13 protein-coding genes are annotated in these 19,773 nt (G+C 43.3%); 8 read left to right on the plus strand and 5 right to left on the minus strand.

Features of this window, described 5'->3' with window-relative positions:
• The first annotated feature begins 261 nt into the window (after window positions 1-261).
• Entirely contained in the window at window positions 262-4,317 is a 4,056-nt protein-coding gene (locus ACEN8J_RS25245) for a glycosyl hydrolase (protein WP_483595239.1), read from the plus strand.
• A gap of 272 nt (window positions 4,318-4,589) precedes the next feature.
• A complete protein-coding gene (locus tag ACEN8J_RS25250) occupies window positions 4,590-4,952 on the plus strand; it encodes a BLB8/JUQZ-1 family protein (RefSeq protein ID WP_029514544.1) in 363 nt (120 codons plus the stop codon).
• Window positions 4,953-5,012: 60 nt separating this feature from the next.
• Here the strand turns inward: ACEN8J_RS25250 and ACEN8J_RS25255 are convergent, their stop codons facing one another.
• On the minus strand, window positions 5,013-6,149 hold the full coding sequence (locus tag ACEN8J_RS25255) for a DUF4179 domain-containing protein (protein WP_340933353.1): 1,137 nt from the start codon (window positions 6,147-6,149) through the stop codon (window positions 5,013-5,015).
• Entirely contained in the window at window positions 6,121-6,696 is a 576-nt protein-coding gene (locus tag ACEN8J_RS25260; RefSeq protein WP_495594127.1) for an RNA polymerase sigma factor, read from the minus strand. Before ACEN8J_RS25260 ends, ACEN8J_RS25255 begins: the two co-directional genes overlap by 29 nt.
• Window positions 6,697-6,992: 296 nt before the next feature.
• On the opposite strand from ACEN8J_RS25260, the gene ACEN8J_RS25265 reads away from it, so the two are divergent.
• On the plus strand, window positions 6,993-8,390 hold the full coding sequence (locus ACEN8J_RS25265; protein WP_495594128.1) for a helix-turn-helix domain-containing protein: 1,398 nt from the start codon (window positions 6,993-6,995) through the stop codon (window positions 8,388-8,390).
• A gap of 101 nt (window positions 8,391-8,491) precedes the next feature.
• Here the strand turns inward: ACEN8J_RS25265 and ACEN8J_RS25270 are convergent, their stop codons facing one another.
• The gene (locus tag ACEN8J_RS25270) at window positions 8,492-8,866 is read right to left on the minus strand and encodes a helix-turn-helix domain-containing protein (RefSeq protein ID WP_165146326.1); all 375 of its coding nucleotides are present in this window, start codon (window positions 8,864-8,866) and stop codon (window positions 8,492-8,494) included.
• A gap of 255 nt (window positions 8,867-9,121) precedes the next feature.
• Between ACEN8J_RS25270 and ACEN8J_RS25275 the strand changes: the two genes are divergently transcribed.
• Window positions 9,122-10,525 carry a DNA-binding protein gene (locus ACEN8J_RS25275; protein ID WP_185156346.1) on the plus strand — a complete coding sequence of 468 codons (1,404 nt, stop codon included), beginning with the start codon at window positions 9,122-9,124 and terminating at the stop codon, window positions 10,523-10,525.
• A 261-nt stretch (window positions 10,526-10,786) separates the two neighbouring features.
• Window positions 10,787-11,014, plus strand: a complete 228-nt coding sequence (locus ACEN8J_RS25280) for an aspartyl-phosphate phosphatase Spo0E family protein (RefSeq protein ID WP_023990607.1) — start codon at window positions 10,787-10,789, stop codon at window positions 11,012-11,014.
• Between the two features lie 235 nt (window positions 11,015-11,249).
• On the opposite strand, the gene ACEN8J_RS25285 is transcribed toward ACEN8J_RS25280, so the two are convergent.
• A complete protein-coding gene (locus ACEN8J_RS25285; protein WP_495594130.1) occupies window positions 11,250-12,065 on the minus strand; it encodes a flagellar motor protein MotB in 816 nt (271 codons plus the stop codon).
• Window positions 12,049-12,876, minus strand: coding sequence for a flagellar motor protein (locus ACEN8J_RS25290; protein WP_029514537.1), 828 nt, complete (start codon window positions 12,874-12,876; stop codon window positions 12,049-12,051). The genes ACEN8J_RS25285 and ACEN8J_RS25290 overlap by 17 nt, the downstream gene beginning before the upstream one ends.
• A gap of 208 nt (window positions 12,877-13,084) precedes the next feature.
• On the opposite strand from ACEN8J_RS25290, the gene uvrB reads away from it, so the two are divergent.
• The 3 genes from uvrB (at window position 13,085) to ACEN8J_RS25305 (ending at window position 19,727) form a co-directional block, all read left to right on the plus strand.
• Entirely contained in the window at window positions 13,085-15,076 is a 1,992-nt protein-coding gene (gene uvrB, locus ACEN8J_RS25295) for an excinuclease ABC subunit UvrB (protein WP_029514536.1), read from the plus strand.
• Between the two features lie 172 nt (window positions 15,077-15,248).
• Window positions 15,249-18,110 (plus strand): excinuclease ABC subunit UvrA, encoded by a 2,862-nt coding sequence (gene uvrA, locus ACEN8J_RS25300; protein WP_029514535.1) that lies wholly within the window; start codon window positions 15,249-15,251, stop codon window positions 18,108-18,110.
• A 405-nt stretch (window positions 18,111-18,515) separates the two neighbouring features.
• Window positions 18,516-19,727, plus strand: coding sequence for a hypothetical protein (locus ACEN8J_RS25305; protein ID WP_495594131.1), 1,212 nt, complete (start codon window positions 18,516-18,518; stop codon window positions 19,725-19,727).
• Window positions 19,728-19,773 lie beyond the last annotated feature (46 nt).

Consider the following 19,773-nt stretch of genomic DNA (forward strand, 5'->3'; position numbering starts at 1 on the left):
ACTCAAGCAATATGGTTATTTAAGAAATTAATACTAGCTAATTAAAACAATAGTTAAAAATGTCAATATACCTTTGTGTTAAGGTAATATTATAAATCCAGTTTCAAAGAAAGAGGGTGTTGTCTTCGGCTGGAACATTTCAAGCAGGGATATGACGCTGTACCAGAACGATAAACTCGTTTGGAATCAGGAGCCTTAAAGCCTTGTAGAGCGGCACTCGTATGGGTGCCGCTCTTTTCAAACTTAAAGGAGGAAAGCGGCATGAAGGAGAAAAATAGTAGTGGTATTTGGTCCAAACGTTCCAAATGGCTGCCGGTCGTCATGGCATGCACGATTATAGTAGGGGGGGCTCTACCCACTCCAACTGTAGTTCACGGTCAAACGGCAAAGACCGTTACCATTAAAGTCGATACATCCAAGGATCGTAAGCCGATTAGCCCTTATATTTACGGTACGAATCAGGAATTGACAGGCGATGAGAATCTGACTGCCAGACGACTTGGTGGCAATCGAATGACCGGATATAACTGGGAAAACAATATGTCCAATGCAGGAAGTGACTGGATGCAGTCCAGCGATAGCTATTTATGCGACAACGCCGGATTGACAAAAGCCGAATGTGAAAAGCCAGGTGCGGTGGCAACCTCGTTTCACGATCAATCGCTGAAGCAGGGCACATATTCTTTAGTCACGCTGCCGATGGCTGGTTATGTGGCCAAGGATGGAAACGGAAGTGTGCAGGAAAGTGAAAAGGCCCCTTCTGCTCGTTGGAATCAGGTCGTAAACGCTAAAAATGCGCCGTTTCAACTACAGCCTGATCTGAATGACAATCAGGTTTATGCGGATGAATTCGTCAACTTTTTAGTGAAAAAGTACGGCGTTGCTTCAACAAAGACGGGCGTGAAAGGATATGCGCTCGACAATGAACCCGCTCTCTGGTCGCACACGCATCCGCGCATTCATGGTGAAAAGGTCGGAGCCAAAGAGTTGGTAGACCGGTCGGTAAGTTTATCCAAAGCTGTTAAAGCGGTTGACGCGGGTGCGGAAATTTTTGGGCCCGTTCTTTACGGTTTTGGCGCCTATACAGATCTTCAAACCGCACCTGATTGGAACTCTGTAAAAGGCAACTACAGCTGGTTCGTGGACTATTACCTGGATCAAATGCGCCTTAGCTCGCAAGCTGAAGGCAAGAGATTGCTGGATGTTTTCGACGTCCACTGGTATCCCGAAGCGATGGGCGGAGGCATACGAATTACGAATGAGGTAGGCAATGACGAAACGAAGAAAGCCAGAATGCAGGCGCCTCGTACTTTGTGGGATCCGACCTACAAGGAAGATAGCTGGATCGCTCAATGGAACAGTGAATTCTTGCCTTTATTGCCTCGATTAAAGCAGTCGGTGGATAAGTATTACCCGGGAACCAAGCTGGCTTTGACTGAGTATAGCTATGGCGGCGAAAATGATATTTCTGGCGGTATCGCTATGGCCGATGTGTTGGGCATCTTGGGCAAAAACGACGTTTATATGGCAAACTACTGGAAGTTAAAGGAGGGTGCCAACAACTACGTTAGTGCCGCTTACAAGCTTTATCGCAATTATGACGGAAAAAGCTCTACTTTCGGTGATATCAGCGTTAACGCGCAAACGTCGGATATTGTTAATAGCTCGGTGCATGCTTCCGTAACAGATGCATCCTACAAAGAACTGCACCTCGTTGTCATGAATAAAAGCATGGACAGCGCATTCGACGCCCAATTTGATCTTTCCGGCGAGACGACTTACGGTTCCGGTAAAGTATGGGGCTTCGACAAAAATAGCTCGCAAATTAAGGAATCCGCACCAATCACGCAAATTTCAGGCAACCGCTTTACCTATACAGTACCACCATTGACGGCTTATCACATCGTGCTGACTGTTGGCAATGATACACCTGTGGAAGGTCCCGAAAACTTTGCGCTGAGAGCTGAGACTGGCGATGGGAAAGTCGATTTGTCCTGGGACGCTTCCAGCGGAGCTGTAGGGTACAGTGTACAGCGGGCTACGTATGAAAATGGTCCTTTTACTGCTGTAGCATCCAACTTGGTCGAAACGTCTTATACAGATACCAACGTAACGAACGGCACTTCTTATTATTATAAAATAACCGCAAAAACAAAGACGGGAACGAACGAGTCCAATGTCTTGAAAGCGGTTCCGCGAACGCCTGTAGACGGACCGCATCGCTATGAAGCCGAAGATGGCACACTGAAGGGAACCATTGTGGAATCCAGCGGGACCGGCTTCTCGGGTACTGGTTATGTAACTAATTTCCACAATGCAGGGGATTCCCTGACGATGACGATTCAGGCAGAGGCGGCAGGCTTGTACAATCTTACAATCGGCTACCGTTCTCCTCATGATGACAAACGCACGAACTTCTCTTTAAACGGCAAAGCGTCTGGCGAGCTGATACTTTCGAAATCGGCTGATTTTAAAGAGACTTCCGGTGGTAAGGTTCTGTTGAATGCAGGGGCCAATACGATCGGTTTTGAAACAGGCTGGGGCTGGTATGATATTGACTATGTCAAGCTGGAGCCAGCTACTGACCGTCCACCGCATGCGGTAACCAAAACGCTCATTAATCCGAATGCGACGATAGAAGCAAGAGCATTGATGAACTACCTGGTTGATCAATACGGGAAGAATATGCTCTCTGGTCAGGAGGAGATAAACGAAATTGATTGGCTTCAAGCCAATGTAGGTAAAAAACCAGCAATTGCAGCGCTTGACCTGATCGACTATTCGCCAAGCAGAGCGGAACACGGTCTTAGTTCCACAGAGGCGGAAAAGGCGATTGAATGGGATAAGCAAGGGGGCATTGTTACCTTTGCATGGCATTGGAACGCACCGAAAGGTCTGATCGATACGCAGGGAAAAGAATGGTGGAGAGGCTTTTATGCCGATTCAACTACATTCGATATCGAATATGCGATGAATCATCCAGAGTCCGAAGATTATACATTGCTTATTCGCGACATCGATGTAATTGCGGGGCAATTGAAGAAGTTGCAGGATGCGAAAGTTCCTGTGCTGTTCCGTCCTTTGCACGAAGCGGAAGGCAAATGGTTCTGGTGGGGCGCCAAAGGCCCTGAGCCTGTTAAAAAATTGTATATTTTGATGCATGACCGTTTGACGAATGTGCACAAACTGAACAATTTGATTTGGGTATGGAATTCTGTTGCTCCGGATTGGTATCCGGGAGATGAGTATGTGGATATTTTGAGCTTTGACTCTTATCCGCAAGCAGGCGACTACAGCCCGCAGATTGCAAAATACGAAGACCTTGTTACATTGGGCAAGGACAAAAAGTTAGTTGCCATGAGCGAAAACGGACCTATCCCGGACCCTGATCTGATGAAGGCGTATCAAGCCCATTGGAGCTGGTTCGCTACATGGTATGGGGATTTCCTGAGAGACGGCAAACAAAACAGTCTGGAGCATCTGAAAAAAGTGTATAATCATCCGAACGTCATTACGCTTGAAAAGCTCCCGACTAACTTAAAAACGTATGGCATTACCGAGCAACCATCAGTACCGGGCAGCTTCACGCTGAACGCAGCGGGCGAAACGGCGAAAGTAAAGCTGAGCTGGACAGCATCGGCGAATGCCGCAAGCTATGAAGTGAAGCGTTCGACGGCTGAAAACGGTACGTTCGCCACCGTAGCGAGCGATGTATACGAAAGCAGCTACACCGACACAGCCGTAACGGCAGACACGATATACTATTACCAAGTCGTAGCGAAGAACGATGCAGGTCAAACGCTTTCGAACACGGCTAGCGCAGCACCGAAAGCGGATACTCAGCAGCCGACAACGGGACTGGTGCTCCAGTATCGCACAGCGGATACAAATGTGAACGACAATCACTTGAACCCGCATTTCCAAATTGTAAACAAAGGTACAGCCTCCGTACCGATCAACGAGTTGAAAATTCGCTACTACTACACGATCGACGGTGACCGTGAGCAGACATTCAACTGCGACTATGCAATGCTGAGCTGCTCAAAGCTGAATGGTAAACTGGTTAAAATGGATAAGGCTGCAACCGGTGCTGATTATTATTTGGAAGTCAGCTTCAACTCAGATGCAGGCGTGTTAGCACCTAGAGGAAGCACGGGCGGAATTCAAACTCGTATTCATAAAACAGACTGGTCGAACTATAACGAAAGTGACGATTACTCGTATAAAGGCACGCAAACTTCATTCGCCGATCATACGAAAGCTACGTTGTATCATAATGGGGTACTTGTTTGGGGAACCGAACCGACAGCTAATTAAAATGATATAAATACTATCGCTGAAATGAGCAGGGGGATTTGTATCCTACCTGCTCATTTTTTTATACGAGAAGCCATCTATATGATTATTTTGTAAAAAATGAAATGATATGTTTATTTCTATTCTTTTTGTAACATATCAAGAATTAGAATGGAATTAATTAGAAGGAAGGGGGTTGGAAAATGTAACAGAAACGTAGCCACAGACATAAAGCAAGGTGTTTAGTAGCTTAAGAACTTTTAAAGAAGACTATTAAAGAGGAGAAATGACAAATGAAAAAAGCAATCTTAGCACTATCAATTTCCGCGTTAGCTTTATCTTTAGGGGGAGTAGCTTCGGCTTCACCAGTAAGTTCAACAATATCTGTTGGAGCTCCAGCAAAAGTAACCGTAACCTTTAGTCCTGCCAATGGAGAAAAGCCACCTATTACAAAGCAAGATACTCCCCCACTTAAATTAGGTATAGGTAGCTCATATGCTATGGAAGGTTCTAACTGGATGATTTTGTATGGAAGTGATGTTGTCGAACTTCATGGAAATAAAGCTAAGATGATCGGTTATGGAACAGCCCAAGTAGCCGCATATAAATCTAATGGAGACAAGCTTGGAGTTTATACTTTTGATGTTAGAAGATAGATAGTACTTATATGCAGTGAAGGAGGTGAAGTACGCTTCACTTCCTTCACTTATTTATTATCATGGATTAATCGGGTAAGTAATCTCTAGATCAGGGAAATACTCTATTTTTGGATTTCCATCTTTGTCTAATTCAAATTTGCTCTTATCATCTTTTCTTAAGATAACCTTGTCGACCTTTATAGTAATTGATTTGGGGAGAGAGGTGAAAGGTTCAAAACGTGAATCAGTTATCAGAACGTTTCCATCCGTAGCACTCCAACCGTTGTTGCTTATAAATTTTAGTTGTTTTCCTTTATCATCGTAAATTTCATACTCCAAAAAAGGAAGTGACGAAATTTTCGAATTAGTAGGTAGCTTTATGCGAGTAGTGATGCTGGTTGTAATCGGTGTGAGCTCAACTTTTTCTAGGGTATAGTCAATGTTTGAATACTTTCGCTTAAGAGACGGTGTAAAAACCAAGTTATTCTTGGTGTTCTTTTCCACAGGAATTTCTATTTTAAATGGTTGCTTAATGCCGGAGACAGGCATGGAGACTGTCAAATTAAACTTATCTGGGAAAGGCTTCCCTCCCTGGTTACGTAAATCTGAAAATTGTATAATTGTTGAATTAGAATTTTTCCCAGGTATCGTATAAGGATCAATGGAGTTGCTAGTGTTAGCAGGTGCATAGGAGTTTATTTCTTCTCCATTAATAGTAAGTATTACATCGTTGATCAGTGATGATACCGTTTCATTTGTAAATCTTTTATCAGTGGTTTGTCGTTCTAGGGCAATGGATACACGTGTTCCATCAAACATGACCTCCGGTACGCTGAGAGTCAGGCCATCGTGAGTGTCACTAAGATTTGGTTTGGATAGTAGCCCTTTTTCGTCCGCTGTTTGTAAACCAAGATCACCAGCTAGCTGGAATATAGAATTCATACCTGGAACTTGTTTTAAGGATGCAGCCATTGTTGGTGAAATGAATCCAGTACTAACGACAAGTGTAAACGCCATTACAAGTGCAGCGGAGGTTCCGAAAAAGGCATTGCGAACTCTTTTTGAACGAGAGTTAGAGCGCTTATAACGTCTTGTTTTCATATTGCTATAGCGTTCCATAGTTCTATCTATTAAATCCACTTGTAATGGAGTATTCCGAATAAGCTTTTGTAAGTGCTCGATTTCTTTATCTTCCGGGTTTAAATGAATGCTCAATTTGTTTTCCTCCCTTTTCATTGTAGTTAATTAGCTTTTTACGGAGTCGCTCATATCTTTTTCGGATCGTGGATGATTTCAGTCCCATAATTGTAGCAATCTCTTCGTAGTTGTAATCCTCAAGCGAACGTAATAATAAAATCTGGCGATCTTTTAATGTTAGCTGGTCCAGTAACTCGTGAATTAAATTTGTATATTCATGTATGGGCTGTTGCTTTAGATTCAGTCTGTACTGAATGAAGGACTTGAATGTTCTAGCGTTTCTTTTTAATAAGTCAGTGCAGTGATTTTGAGCGATTTTGTAAAGCCAAGCTGAAAAAGAAACTGTAGGTACGAACTGACGGATGTGCTCAAGCCCTTTGATGAATATTTCTTGAGCGGCATCTTCTGCTTCTTCCTGATTTTTAAGTAAGTAGTAGCAATATAAAAAGATCTGTTGTTGATAACGCCGTATGATATGTGTGTATGCTTGTTTGTCGCCTGCTTGGACCTGCTCTATGACAAGATTAATGTCTGCGTTTTGATTATCTGTATTTAGTTTTTCCATTAACGTCCCTCCCTTCTGCCTATATAACTGAAAAAGATATACATTTGTGACATTCAAATAAAAAAACTTGAAGTTTGTTTTTAATGGTTCTCCAGATGTACCTCATTTAACTTTTCAATTATCACGGAATTCGTAAAAAAAAGGCTTCCTTCTAAGGCATCATAAAATAAAATGACTTTATAGACCATATATTTCACTATTTTAATTATTTTGTAATGAAATGAAGCTCTTACGACCGAAATCACATGTTAAGTATGACTTACGATATAACTGCAACTATATTGAGGGGGATTGAAATGAAACATACACCTACGATCCGCTCGACGATAGAGACCGAACTCAAGCAGAGAGGCTATACATTTAGCAGCTTCAGTAAAATATCCGGTATTAACCGTGGTACATTCAGTACCATGCTGAACAGTAACCCACCCAAGCCAATCTCCGTTCGGCAGATGGACTTGATCACTAAGGCATTAGGGTATCCCGAAGGCTGGTTGTATGAGTTGTACATAGATGAATGCTTTTACGAAGGGAAAGGGCACTGGAAACGGATCAAACCTTTTTTATTGCGTTGTGTAGAGTTAGGAAAGGGAGACTGTATTCAAAAGGTATTGACGAGACTAACGGAGGATTTGTTCTATGTGTCGACAATATTTGAGCTTGCAGAAGAACTACACGAAGCAGGTAAGGAAAAAGAAGCTGTCCCTTTTTACGAATGTGTGGTAGAGAACGAAAGATATTACCACTCGGAGAGGCTGGCGATCAGCCAATATCGTTTGTTTTGTTATTCTCTAAATACTGATTTGGATAATAATCGTCAAGCAGCTATAAAATTTGCCCCGTTTCGAAGGAATCTTCCTGAAAATTACCAATTAGACGCTTTATTAAAACTGGCTAATGCCTATTTTCAACTTTATGATTGTGAGACGGTTATACAGTATGCTGAAGAACTAAGAGTACTAGCTACGAGTATCTATCAACAGCAGGTTAGAGGAAAATTAAAAAATCGTGAAGTTAAGCCTCTAAATACAGAAAGACGTCTAATCGTTTATTATGGTCAGTCCTTTTTACTGAAAGGGAATGCCTACGAGATACAAGGGCAATATAAAAAAGCTATGGAATTTATCCCCTACTATGCAGATTTAACTGATTTTGAAGGACTGGACGATATAGGAAAAATAGAGGCACAAAAATTTAAAGTGTGGGCAAAAGCAAATCAGTTGAGTATGGAAATCTTAATGGGGAATATGGAAAGCTTGCCTGCCTATGTTGAGCTTCTTAGAGATAATTCCCAGGAGATATTACATGGGCTACTGACTATTGTTGAGTCAGCTAATATTTACAATTATCCAATAGATGATATTTTAATTCTCTTTGCTGAAAAAATTGATGAATTCAGAGAACTAAATGTAAATATTTCTTACTATCATACGAATTATAATCTGGTCACTTATTCTCGTTTTTTTCTTGAGCTTAGTCGCTACTATTTCAATACAGGAGCTTATTCGAAAGCTATGGACGGTATGCTGAAGAGCTTCAAAGCATCTTCTCAATTGAATGATAAAGCGTACTATATCAAGTCTATTACATTATTATTTGAAAAGTATAAAGATCATTCCACATACGAACAACAGGAGGAATATGGAAAATTGCTTGAAGAAGTACAGTATAATGCGAAACACATGCTTCCTTGAACTACAAAAAGGCTACGTATTTTGCTACTTAATTGAGCAGAACAGCGTAGCCTTTTTTAATTTTTCTTAGCCTAGATGGCTAATAGAGAACAATATTAAACTTATCCTTTTCCTTTGGAATCATCAGAGTTATTTTCAGAAAGCTCATTCTCTGTCGAGAAAAGCTCCTTTAGAATGCGATAAGCTTTATTCTGCTCCGCTTCACTCTGCTGGGAAAGAATATGAATACATCCCCATATCCAGGGCTGGCTTTTGAGTTCTTCATATGAATTAAAGTTAAAAAATGCAAATACGTTTGTGTTCAGCGCCTCTGCTATTTTCTCTAATGTTTTAATCTGTACATTGACTTCACCGCGTTCCAACTTCCCTATGTAGGAGCCTGTTGAATCGGATGCTTCTGCCAGTTGTTCTTGAGTAATATCACGCAATTTTCGAAATTGGCGAATCTTCGTTCCTATAAGTTTCGTCGTTTCCATAGACCTCCACACTCCTATAGTATGAGTGTAGACAAAGCTAGATCAGGCGTGGAGGTAATTAAATTGCCTAAATTAATATATATTTAGTCTCTGTGAGGACTATTTAAAAAGCATCAAATACCATAATATAATAAAACAGTGTAGAAAAGGGGTTGACCATCATCCAATTTATTCATATAATTTCTAGTATATTGTAATTGATTATCGAGGAGGGTGATTTTTTAAAATCATCTGAATATGCCGGGGGTGTTTTTATTGGAAAATGCAACCACGATTCGTTCGGAAATTGAGAAAGAATTAAAACTTGGTGGCTACACGTTTAATAGTTTTGGACAAGCTACGGGGCTTAACCGGGGCATATTTAGTGCGATGCTTAACGGAAATCCACCTAAACCTATTTCTGTGAGACAAATGGACTTGATTACCAAAGCCTTTAATTATCCAGAGGGCTGGTTATACGACCTGTATGTGGATGAATGTTTTTATGATGGAAGACCACATTGGAAAAGGGTCAAGCCGTTCCTGATTCGTTGTGTTGAAGTGGGGAACTTGCGATGTGTTGAGAAAGTGCTTTCACGCTTAATGGAAGATCTTAACCACATTCCAACGATCTTTGCTTTGGCAGAGGAGTTATACGAAGGGGGGAAGCTGCAAGAGGCAATTCCTTTCTATGAATGTGTCATTGAAAATGAAAAGTATCAGCATTCTGAGAGATTGGCGATAAGCCATTATAAATTGTTTGTTGCTTCTGTGGGTCAAGATCTGGAGAAAAATTTGGAATCTGTTCTGAGATTTATTCCTTATCGTAATCGCTTACCAGAGAGTTATCAGCTAGATGGGCTTTTAAAAATTATCAATATATATTTTTATCTACATAAATGGGACAGCGTTAAGAAGTATGGAGATGAGTTGTGTACTCTCGCCAAAACTGTTTATTTAAATCGATATGAAAATAATAATACTAAAAGACGTGTTAAGGACGAATTTAAAACAGAGAAAAATCTTGTTTTCTATTACGGATACGGATATTTATCTAAATCTACAGCTCTCCAAAAAATGGAGAAATTTGAGGAAGCACAATCTTATATTAAATATTACGCGGATTTAAGTTGGTTCAAAGGACTTAACTCAGAAGGTGAGCAATATGTAAAGATGTTCAGCCTTTGGGCAAAGGCAAACTCTTATACACTTGATATGCTTTTAGGAAAAAGAGATGTTTTAGTAGAATATATTTCTTTTCTCAATCAACATCCGGAAGAAAAATTATCTGGTCTTTTAACTATCTTGGAATCAGCTAACAAATATAACTTCTCGGTAGATTATGTACTTGAAAGTTTTTCAGCAGAGATTGATCAGTTCAAGTTTCTTGATGATGTAAAGAATAGAAACTATTATTGTTGTTTTTTATATCAAAGGGCAATTTATGAGTATAGAAGTAATAGCTTGGAGAAAGGAACAAACTATGTTCTAGACTGTCTTGCACTTTCATTGATTAGTCGGAATGATAGTGACTTTAAACAATGTGTTGCGTTGTTTGAGGTTTACAGAGAATTTGCTACTTATGAACAAACAAAGAGATACGAAAATATAATTAAGGAGGTGAATATCTATGAAAAAAGGTTATTTAGTGGTACTAGCCTTAGGTATTCTATTTTTTAGTATATTCCCTTTCTATAATCCAAGCAGTGTAGAAAGTTCTAATGAAATTATATTATTTAATCATGGCATGGGTTGAATTTGTATAGATGTGTATAATTCATAGAAGAGAACCACCGTTCTCGAAGCCAATTCCTATGGATTGGCTTTTTTGATTTATCCCGTTAAAGGGATGAATTGGGTTTTATTATATTTTTAACCTGTAGGGAAGGTATCAGCTTGTAAACTAATGTAAATACCACACCGAACAGGAGGTTTATTGATGTGAAATGGAAACAATTGGAGGAATGCATCGAAGAAAAGCGGAAGGAACTAAATGATTTGGCGAATGAGGTGGGATTGAAGGATCGGCGGGTGTTAATCAAGTCCATGGAGTTAGATCGACTTCTTAATAAATACAGCGACTGGAAATATAGCTATCGTAGACAACAGAGCATCCCCCAAAGTTCACAAATACAAGAGAAGCAACACGAGCTTGTCCTATCTTATTAATCTTCAAGCATCATGACAAGATAGAATCTAACTTCACCAGGGCTTCTAATACATAGTGGGATATAGAATAAACAAAATAATCTCTATTGCATCTCGTACGCTGCTCTTATCCACGTTGTTCGTACGGTTTATTGTTCTGCGTCTACATCAGGCGGAAGCCATGTATTAATGATGAATATGTATCAAAAAAACCTCCCGATTCACGTTATTACGTGACTCAGGAGGTTTTTGGGTTTTACTGTTGAAGTTGGCGTAGTACGGTGATTTCGACACGGCGGTTTTTTTGTCGTCCAGCTTCGGTGCTATTGTCACCAACCGGTCGGGTATCTGCATAACCTGCATACTGAAATCCTGTGGGTGAAAGTTGCTCTCGGTCGAGAAAGAATCGGAGTACAGACAGTGCCCGTGCGCCGGAAAGCTCCCAGTTATCCTTATACATCGATGAGTTCGAGGAGCGCGTGAACGGAATGTTGTCCGTATGGCCCTCAATGCTAATCGGTGTTTTCAAATCTCGAAATAGACTGGCCAACTTGGATAGTGTGTTGGCAGAGCCTTGCTTGAGTGCAGCTCTACCTTGATCGAATAAAAAGCGGTCATTTAGCGTAATGACAATACCACGCGGCTGATCTGACACAAAAATCTGATTTTCCAGTTTGTTGTCCGTAATATATTCTTGAATGACACCCATTAAATTTTGCAGTTCTTTTTCCTGCGTGCGGAATGCTTGTTCACGTTCGGTAAGCTTTGTCGATCCGGCTTCCTTTTTATCGGCTGCTGGTTGCTTGGTCGCGGGTGGATTCTTGCTGGTATAACGATCGGCAGTACCTGTAATGCCCGAGCCTTGCTCCAAAATAGAATCTCCCTTGTGGAACGTATCCTGAAGGGATTGAACAACGACATCGTATTTTTTAGCATCCAAACTACTCATGGCATACATCACAACGAAAAATATGAGCAGCAGGGTGATTAGATCGGCATAGGTAATCATCCAGCGGTCACGATGGTCTCCGCCGCCTCCTTGACCCCCACGGCGCTTACCGCGCGTTCTCATGGAAGTCCTCCTTTGGAGATGCGTCCTCAGTGCGTGAGCGACGAGGCGGTTTGCGATCTATATTTTGCTCTGAGCGGATAAAGAACTCCAACTTTTTGCGTACAAGCTTTGGATTCTCTCCGTTTTGGATAGCCAGAATACCTTGCAGCAGCAAATCCATCGTGATAATTTCACTCTCACTGGCTGCTCTTATTTTGGATGCGATGGGCAGAAAGATCAGATTGGCGCTAGCAACGCCGTATAGGGTTGCGATAAAGGCAACAGCAATGGACGGACCAAGCGCAGTAGGCTCGGTCAGGCTGCCCAGTACATGGATTAGGCCCATAACCGTACCGATAATCCCCATCGTAGGGGCATAACCGCCTGCGGATTCAAATATTTTGGCGTACCCTTCATGTTTGTGTTCAATGGCATCTAACTCAAGCTCTAAGATCTGTTTGATCTGTTCCTGCTCGGTGCCGTCGATGACCAACTGAAGACCTTCGCGCAAAAATGCATTCGGATGCTCTGATGAAATACGCTCTAGCGCAAGCACACCGGATCGGCGTGAGGTGGCAGCCATGGAAACCAAATCTTCTATATATTGCTCCGTAGGATTGTCCTCACGGCTAAATGCCATCCGTAGAGCGGTGGGGATCGTCTTCAGCTTGGAAGCGGGGTAGCTGATCACAACTGCGGCGAAAGTTCCCCCAAATACAATGAGAGCCGATGTACCTTGAAGCAGCCCGGTAAATTCGCCGCCTTCCCATAAGAAGCCACCGATTAATGCTATGATTCCTGCGATGATGCCCAATACGATGGTGATATCCAAAATTTAATTCACTCCTATTCAAGACTTATCGTTTGCATCCGCAGTAAGAAAGAGGTATAATACGGGAACAAACATTCTTATCCAACCATATTTCCCAAGTATCATTGCTCGGGAAATATCGACATAGAGTTACAGGTAAAGACGTTAAAGCTCGACTGGTGTAAAATCATGATGTTTCCATTTTAGACGATAAGGGTGATGCAGGGCAATGAGTGATATCGTTGTTAGCGATAAGACTTTTGAAATTCAGTCGGAATTCCAACCTCAAGGCGATCAGCCCCAGGCCATTTTTGAATTGGTAGAGGGAATTGCAGAAGGAAAGAAGCATCAAACGCTATTGGGTGCTACGGGAACAGGTAAGACGTTTACCATCGCACAAACCATTGCCAAGTTAAATCGGCCTACGCTGGTTATTGCACATAATAAGACTTTGGCTGCTCAACTGGCGAGTGAGTTTAAAGAATTCTTTCCGAATAACTCCGTCGATTATTTTGTCAGCTACTATGATTACTATCAACCGGAAGCATACATCCCGTCTTCCGATACGTATATTGAGAAGGATTCCAGCATCAATGAGGAGATTGATAAACTTCGCCACTCAGCGACAAGCTCTCTGTTTGAGCGTCGTGACGTTATTATTGTAGCGAGTGTCTCCTGCATTTATGGTTTGGGTTCGCCGAAAGAATATTCAAGTCTGCTGCTTTCGCTTAGAGTTGGCATGGAGAAACCCCGCAATCAGATTTTGTCCCGCTTGGTCGATATTCAATATCAGCGGAACGATATCAACTTCGTGCGGGGTACTTTCCGTGTACGGGGGGATGTTGTAGAAATATTCCCGGCTTCCCATGGGGAACACGCTATACGTGTAGAACTATTCGGGGATGAAATTGAACGAATTACCGAGATTAATGTGCTTACAGGTGAATTGATCGGTGAACGTGATCATATTGCTATTTTCCCGGCATCTCACTTTGTTACTCATGAGGATACGATGAAGGTAGCATTGGTCAACATTGAACGTGAGCTTGAAGAGCGGTTAGCAGAGTTGAAGGAGCAAGGGAAGCTGTTAGAAGCGCAACGTTTGGAGCAACGTACCCGCTATGATATCGAGATGATGAAAGAGGTTGGTTTTTGTTCCGGTGTCGAGAATTATTCAGGTCCACTGACATTCCGTGAACGAGGAGCAACACCATATACGCTAATGGATTATTTCCCGGATGATATGCTGATCGTCATTGACGAGTCCCATGTAACATTGCCGCAGATTCGTGCCATGTATAACGGTGACCAAGCACGTAAGAATGTACTGGTGGATCATGGTTTTCGTTTGCCGTCTGCATTGGATAATCGCCCGTTGAAGTTTGAAGAGTTTGAGGACAAGGTAAGTCAGATTATCTATGTATCAGCTACTCCAGGACCCTATGAGATGGAGAAGTGCGAAACGATGGTGCAGCAGATTATTCGTCCTACCGGGCTTCTTGATCCGATTATTGAGGTGCGTCCGAGCAAGGGGCAGATTGACGATCTTATTAATGAAATACGGCTTCGCATAGAACGTGAAGAACGGGTGCTGGTGACCACACTTACGAAGAAGATGTCCGAAGATTTGACTGACTATTTAAAAGAAGTAGGCATCAAGGTCCGGTATATGCACTCCGAGATTAAGACGTTGGAGCGGATGGCTATTTTGCGGGATCTTCGTCTAGGGACCTTCGACGTGCTAATCGGGATTAACCTGTTGCGGGAGGGTCTTGATTTGCCGGAAGTATCTCTGGTCACGATTTTGGATGCAGACAAAGAAGGCTTTCTGCGTTCTGAGCGCTCTCTGATACAGACAATCGGACGGGCAGCACGGAACAGTGACGGTCGTGTTATTATGTACGGCGATAAGATTACCGATTCTATGGATAAAGCGATAAAGGAAACGGAACGTCGGCGTGCGATTCAAATTCAGTATAATGAAGAACATGGGATTACCCCGCAAACCATACGTAAAAAGATTCGTGATGTTATTGAAGCAACTAAGGTGGCAGAATCGAAGAATGATTACCTTCCTAATGAGACGGGTAAACTTTCCAAGAAGGAGCGCCAATCACTCATTCAGCGTCTGGAAGCAGAGATGAAAGACGCCGCCAAGAACCTACAGTTCGAGCGGGCAGCCGAGCTGCGTGATGCTTTGCTGGAGTTGCGAGCTGATTAAACATTGAGAATAAGCTAGAAGCAAAACATATGAAAATAAAATGTTTGATTGCTTTGCTTTTAAAAATAGTGAGGGCGGCCTATGTGGTCGTTCTCTTTGCGATATATCACTTCCATGGGATAATCCAATGCGATATAGCATGACGTGAACTACGGCTAAGGAGATGAAACATTTGGCGAATGAAAGCATCATCATCAAAGGCGCACGCGCGCATAATCTCAAAAATATTGACGTGACGATTCCACGGGACAAGTTCGTCGTCCTGACAGGGCTTAGCGGCTCAGGTAAATCGTCGCTGGCTTTCGATACGATCTATGCGGAAGGGCAGCGGAGGTATGTGGAATCTTTATCTGCGTATGCCCGTCAATTTCTCGGGCAAATGGAGAAGCCGGACGTTGATTCGATTGACGGTCTGTCTCCTGCCATTTCCATTGACCAAAAAACAACAAGTCGGAATCCGCGTTCTACCGTCGGAACAGTTACCGAAATCTATGACTACCTGCGGTTGTTGTTTGCCCGGGTGGGTCATCCTCATTGTCCTGAACATGGCATTGAAATTACTTCACAGACCGTCGAACAGATGGTAGACCGCATTTTGCAGTATCCTGAGAAGACACGACTGCAAATCCTAGCTCCATTGGTATCGGGTCGCAAAGGTGAGCATAAAACACTGTTCACGGATATAGCCAAGCAGGGCTTTGTGCGGGTACGTGTGAATGGCGAACTGCGTGAATTGTCTGAGAAGATTGAGTTGGAAAAGAATAAGAAGCACTCGATTGAAGTGGTCGTAGACCGCATCGTTGTCAAGGAAGATGTGCGTGCGCGTCTGTCTGACTCTATTGAGACGGCATTGAATCTTTCAGGCGGGCAGTTGCTTGTAGACATTATGGGGCAAGAGGAGTTGCGGTTCAGCTCCAACTTTGCATGTCCGATTTGTGGATTCAGCATAGATGAACTGTCTCCAAGAATGTTTTCCTTTAATAGTCCGTTCGGCGCTTGCCCGGATTGCGATGGGTTAGGAGTTAAAATGGTGGTTGACCCTGATTTGCTCATTCCCGATCCTGAAAAAAGTGTGGAAGATGGGGCGTTTCAGGCTTGGAGTGGGGGAACTTCCACTTATTATCCTCAATTTTTACAGTCAGTATGCGAGCACTACGGTATTCCACAGGACATTCCTGTTAGTCAATTGACGACAGAACAAATGAACCTCATTTTACATGGAACGGGTGAGCAGAAGATCCGTTTCCGCTATGAAAATGATTTTGGTCAACGTAAGGAAGCCTATGTGACCTTTGAGGGGATTATCCCCAACTTGGAGCGTCGGTATCGTGATACGGCTTCTGAGGGCATACGTGAATTTATTGAAGGCTTTATGAGTGCAAAGCCATGTAACACCTGTAAGGGACATCGACTGAAAAAAGAAAGCCTGTCGGTAACCATTCAAGAGCGCAATATTGCTTATGTAACAGCCCTGTCTATCGGTGAAGCCTCAAACTTTTTCCATACACTGGAGCTGAGTGAGAAGGAGAAGTCGATTGCCAATCTCATTTTAAAAGAAATTAACAGCCGACTGGGATTCCTCGTTAACGTGGGTCTGGAATACCTGACTTTAAGCCGTGCGGCAGGCACGTTGTCAGGCGGTGAGGCACAGCGTATCCGATTGGCGACACAGATCGGGTCCAGTCTGATGGGTGTGCTTTATATTTTGGACGAGCCTAGTATCGGGCTGCATCAGCGAGATAATGATCGTCTGATTAGTGCTTTGGAGCATATGCGGAATCTTGGCAATACCTTGATCGTGGTGGAGCATGATGAAGATACGATGATGGCGGCGGACTATATCATTGATATCGGGCCGGGAGCTGGAATCCACGGTGGGATGATTATGTCGCAGGGGACCCCGCAGGAAGTTATGGAAGACCCGAATTCCTTAACCGGGCAGTATTTGAGCGGACGCAAGTTCATTCCGGTCAATACCGAGCGGCGCAAGCCTGCTGATAAGTGGCTGGAGATTCGCGGAGCCAAGGAGAACAATCTCAAAAATGTGAATGTCAAAATTCCGTTGGGTGTTTTCTCGGCTGTTACTGGTGTATCCGGCTCTGGAAAGTCGACGCTGGTCAACGAAATTTTGTACAAAACGTTGGCGCGTGATCTGAACCGGGCGAGAGTGCGTCCAGGGCAGCACAAAGAAATTCGCGGGCTAGAGCATATCGAAAAGGTTGTTGAGATCGATCAATCGCCAATTGGCCGTACACCGCGTTCCAATCCTGCAACGTATACTGGTGTATTTGATGATATCCGTGACTTATTCTCGCAGACGAACGAGGCCAAAGTACGAGGCTACAAGAAAGGCCGCTTTAGCTTTAACGTTAAGGGAGGTCGTTGTGAAGCTTGTAGAGGCGACGGCATCATCAAGATTGAGATGCATTTTCTGCCAGATGTGTATGTTCCATGTGAAGTGTGCAAAGGCAAGCGTTACAACCGGGAGACCCTGGAGGTTAAATACAAAGGAAAAAGTATTGCCGATGTGCTGGAGATGACGGTAGAGGATGCGACGGAGTTTTTTGAAAATATTCCGAAGATTCATCGCAAGATCCAGACGCTGATGGATGTAGGTTTGGGGTATATCAAGCTGGGTCAGCCTGCGACTACCTTGTCAGGCGGTGAAGCACAGCGTGTGAAGTTGGCCTCCGAATTGTATCGTCGCAGCACAGGCAAAACCATTTATATTTTGGATGAGCCGACAACTGGTCTGCATGTTCACGATATTGATCGATTATTGACGGTGCTGCATCGTTTGGTTGATTCAGGAGAGACGGTGCTGGTCATTGAGCATAATCTGGATGTGATTAAAACAGCCGATTATCTGATTGATTTGGGACCGGAAGGCGGAAGTGGCGGTGGAACGATCTTGGCTACCGGGACACCGGAGCAACTCGTGAAAGTCGAAGAATCCTATACAGGTCGATACTTAAAGCCGATCCTTGAACGGGATACAGAGCGTAGCCAAGCGCTTCAGACAGTCGATCTATAGATATCATTTAACGTGCGCTTTAAAAGCCCTGCACAGGCAGGAAGGCAGAATACGAACTACTGTATTTATGCCTTCGCCTTGGCAGGGCTTTATTTTTTTTGTAAAAAAAGAAAACTTTTATCAAATTCCTGCGTTAAAGCATGTGACACGTAGTTTACCAAGCGCTGGGATAATAAATCTATACGTATATTCATCGACAGAAAGTCTCTGAGTAGTCTCTAAATTTGGGAGTTTTGGATGTTTAGGTTCGGACTTGAAGAGGTAAATATATAAATCGTCATAGCATCATACAAAGTTCCGTGCCCACGTGACACCATTACAAGTTGAAGCGAAACCGTCTCTAGTTTTATCACATCTAAGGTTCATACAACATCTCTGAGGAAGTCATGAAGGGAGCTGGAACGCTTGAAGGTTAAGCAAAGTAGAGTTTTACGTACACGTGTGTATACATGGGCAGCAGGAGCTGCTTTGGCGGCATGCTTGATGGGATATAGTGCTACACCGTCCTATGCCTCCGAGGTGTCCGAGGCGTTTGTGCCCAAACAAGCCGAAATCGAAACAAGTGCGGCCATTGGCAGTATTAAGGATTTAGGAAACGCTCACAATTACATTCAACCCACAGCAAATGGTGGGTTTTTAACGCTGAACGTCGAGGACGATACAGAAGCAAGTGTAGTACACGTCACATATGGCAAGCTGGACAGTTCTGTGGAGGCTGTATGGAAACATCAGCAGGATCTGAACGTACAGCCTGGAACAAGCAGCAGGGGAGTCCAGCGGGAGACGTCGGATGGTGGCTTGCTGTTTCTGATTGAATATACAAAACCGAACGGAATACGAGAGTTGCAGGCTTCACGATTGGACGAGGATGGAAACACCTTGTGGTCCAAAACATTACCCACAGATGGCTTGATATCTCATGGGGAGGATTCTCAGGTTGGCTTGGAGCCACTGGAGGATGGCGGTTTCCTGGTCTCCTATCTGAACCTTGCGGAACAGTCCTTCACTGTACTCAAATACACTGAAACTGGCGATATACAATGGAATCGAACGACGGCCGGAGTGACCTCGGGTTGGCTGGTCGGCAGTCACAATGGATATTATGCGCTTTTGAACAGCTCAGATGGTCCCGTGGGGGTACAAGCAGATGTATATGGTCGCGATATCCGTGACATCCATCTGGACTTGGGATCAGGTAAAGAAATTGCCGCAGTACGTGAGTTGCCGAGCGGTCATATTGCTGTAACAGGGCTTAAAGGAAACAGCAAGCGTACACAGGTGCTAAGTAATAGTCTGCAATTATTTAGCAATACAGCGGACTACGGGGCTGACCAGGTGTATCTGCCTGAGGAGCAGCTGTATGTCCAGTTCAGTGATCAATATGATCCACTGGGGAAAACGACGAAGATGCATGGCATCACCATTACAGGCTTGAAAGAAAACGGTACGAAGGTGTGGGAAACGAGGACTCATTATAAGGAGGACAATTCCTTCGGCATCCGGTATGATACGGGATTGATATATAAGATACCTTCAGGCTACGCGGTGGTGACATCTACAACAGGCGCTCATAAACCGACAGTGCTTGATTTTGCGAAAATATTGATACCGGAGTAATCCGGTGTCTTTTTTTTGTGAAAGTGAGGGAGACGATATTGCGGGG

This window comes from Paenibacillus sp. Paensp38, assembly GCF_059491915.1.

Excerpts from the sequence above, each read along its gene's own strand:
- ACEN8J_RS25250 (WP_029514544.1), top strand. The coding sequence starts at position 4,590 with ATGAAAAAAGCAATCTTAGCACTATCAATTTCCGCGTTAGCTTTATCT.
- uvrB (WP_029514536.1), top strand. The coding sequence starts at position 13,085 with ATGAGTGATATCGTTGTTAGCGATAAGACTTTTGAAATTCAGTCGGAA.
- ACEN8J_RS25270 (WP_165146326.1), bottom strand. The coding sequence starts at position 8,866 with ATGGAAACGACGAAACTTATAGGAACGAAGATTCGCCAATTTCGAAAA.
- ACEN8J_RS25245 (WP_483595239.1), top strand. The coding sequence starts at position 262 with ATGAAGGAGAAAAATAGTAGTGGTATTTGGTCCAAACGTTCCAAATGG.
- ACEN8J_RS25260 (WP_495594127.1), bottom strand. The coding sequence starts at position 6,696 with ATGGAAAAACTAAATACAGATAATCAAAACGCAGACATTAATCTTGTC.
- ACEN8J_RS25285 (WP_495594130.1), bottom strand. The coding sequence starts at position 12,065 with ATGAGAACGCGCGGTAAGCGCCGTGGGGGTCAAGGAGGCGGCGGAGAC.
- ACEN8J_RS25265 (WP_495594128.1), top strand. The coding sequence starts at position 6,993 with ATGAAACATACACCTACGATCCGCTCGACGATAGAGACCGAACTCAAG.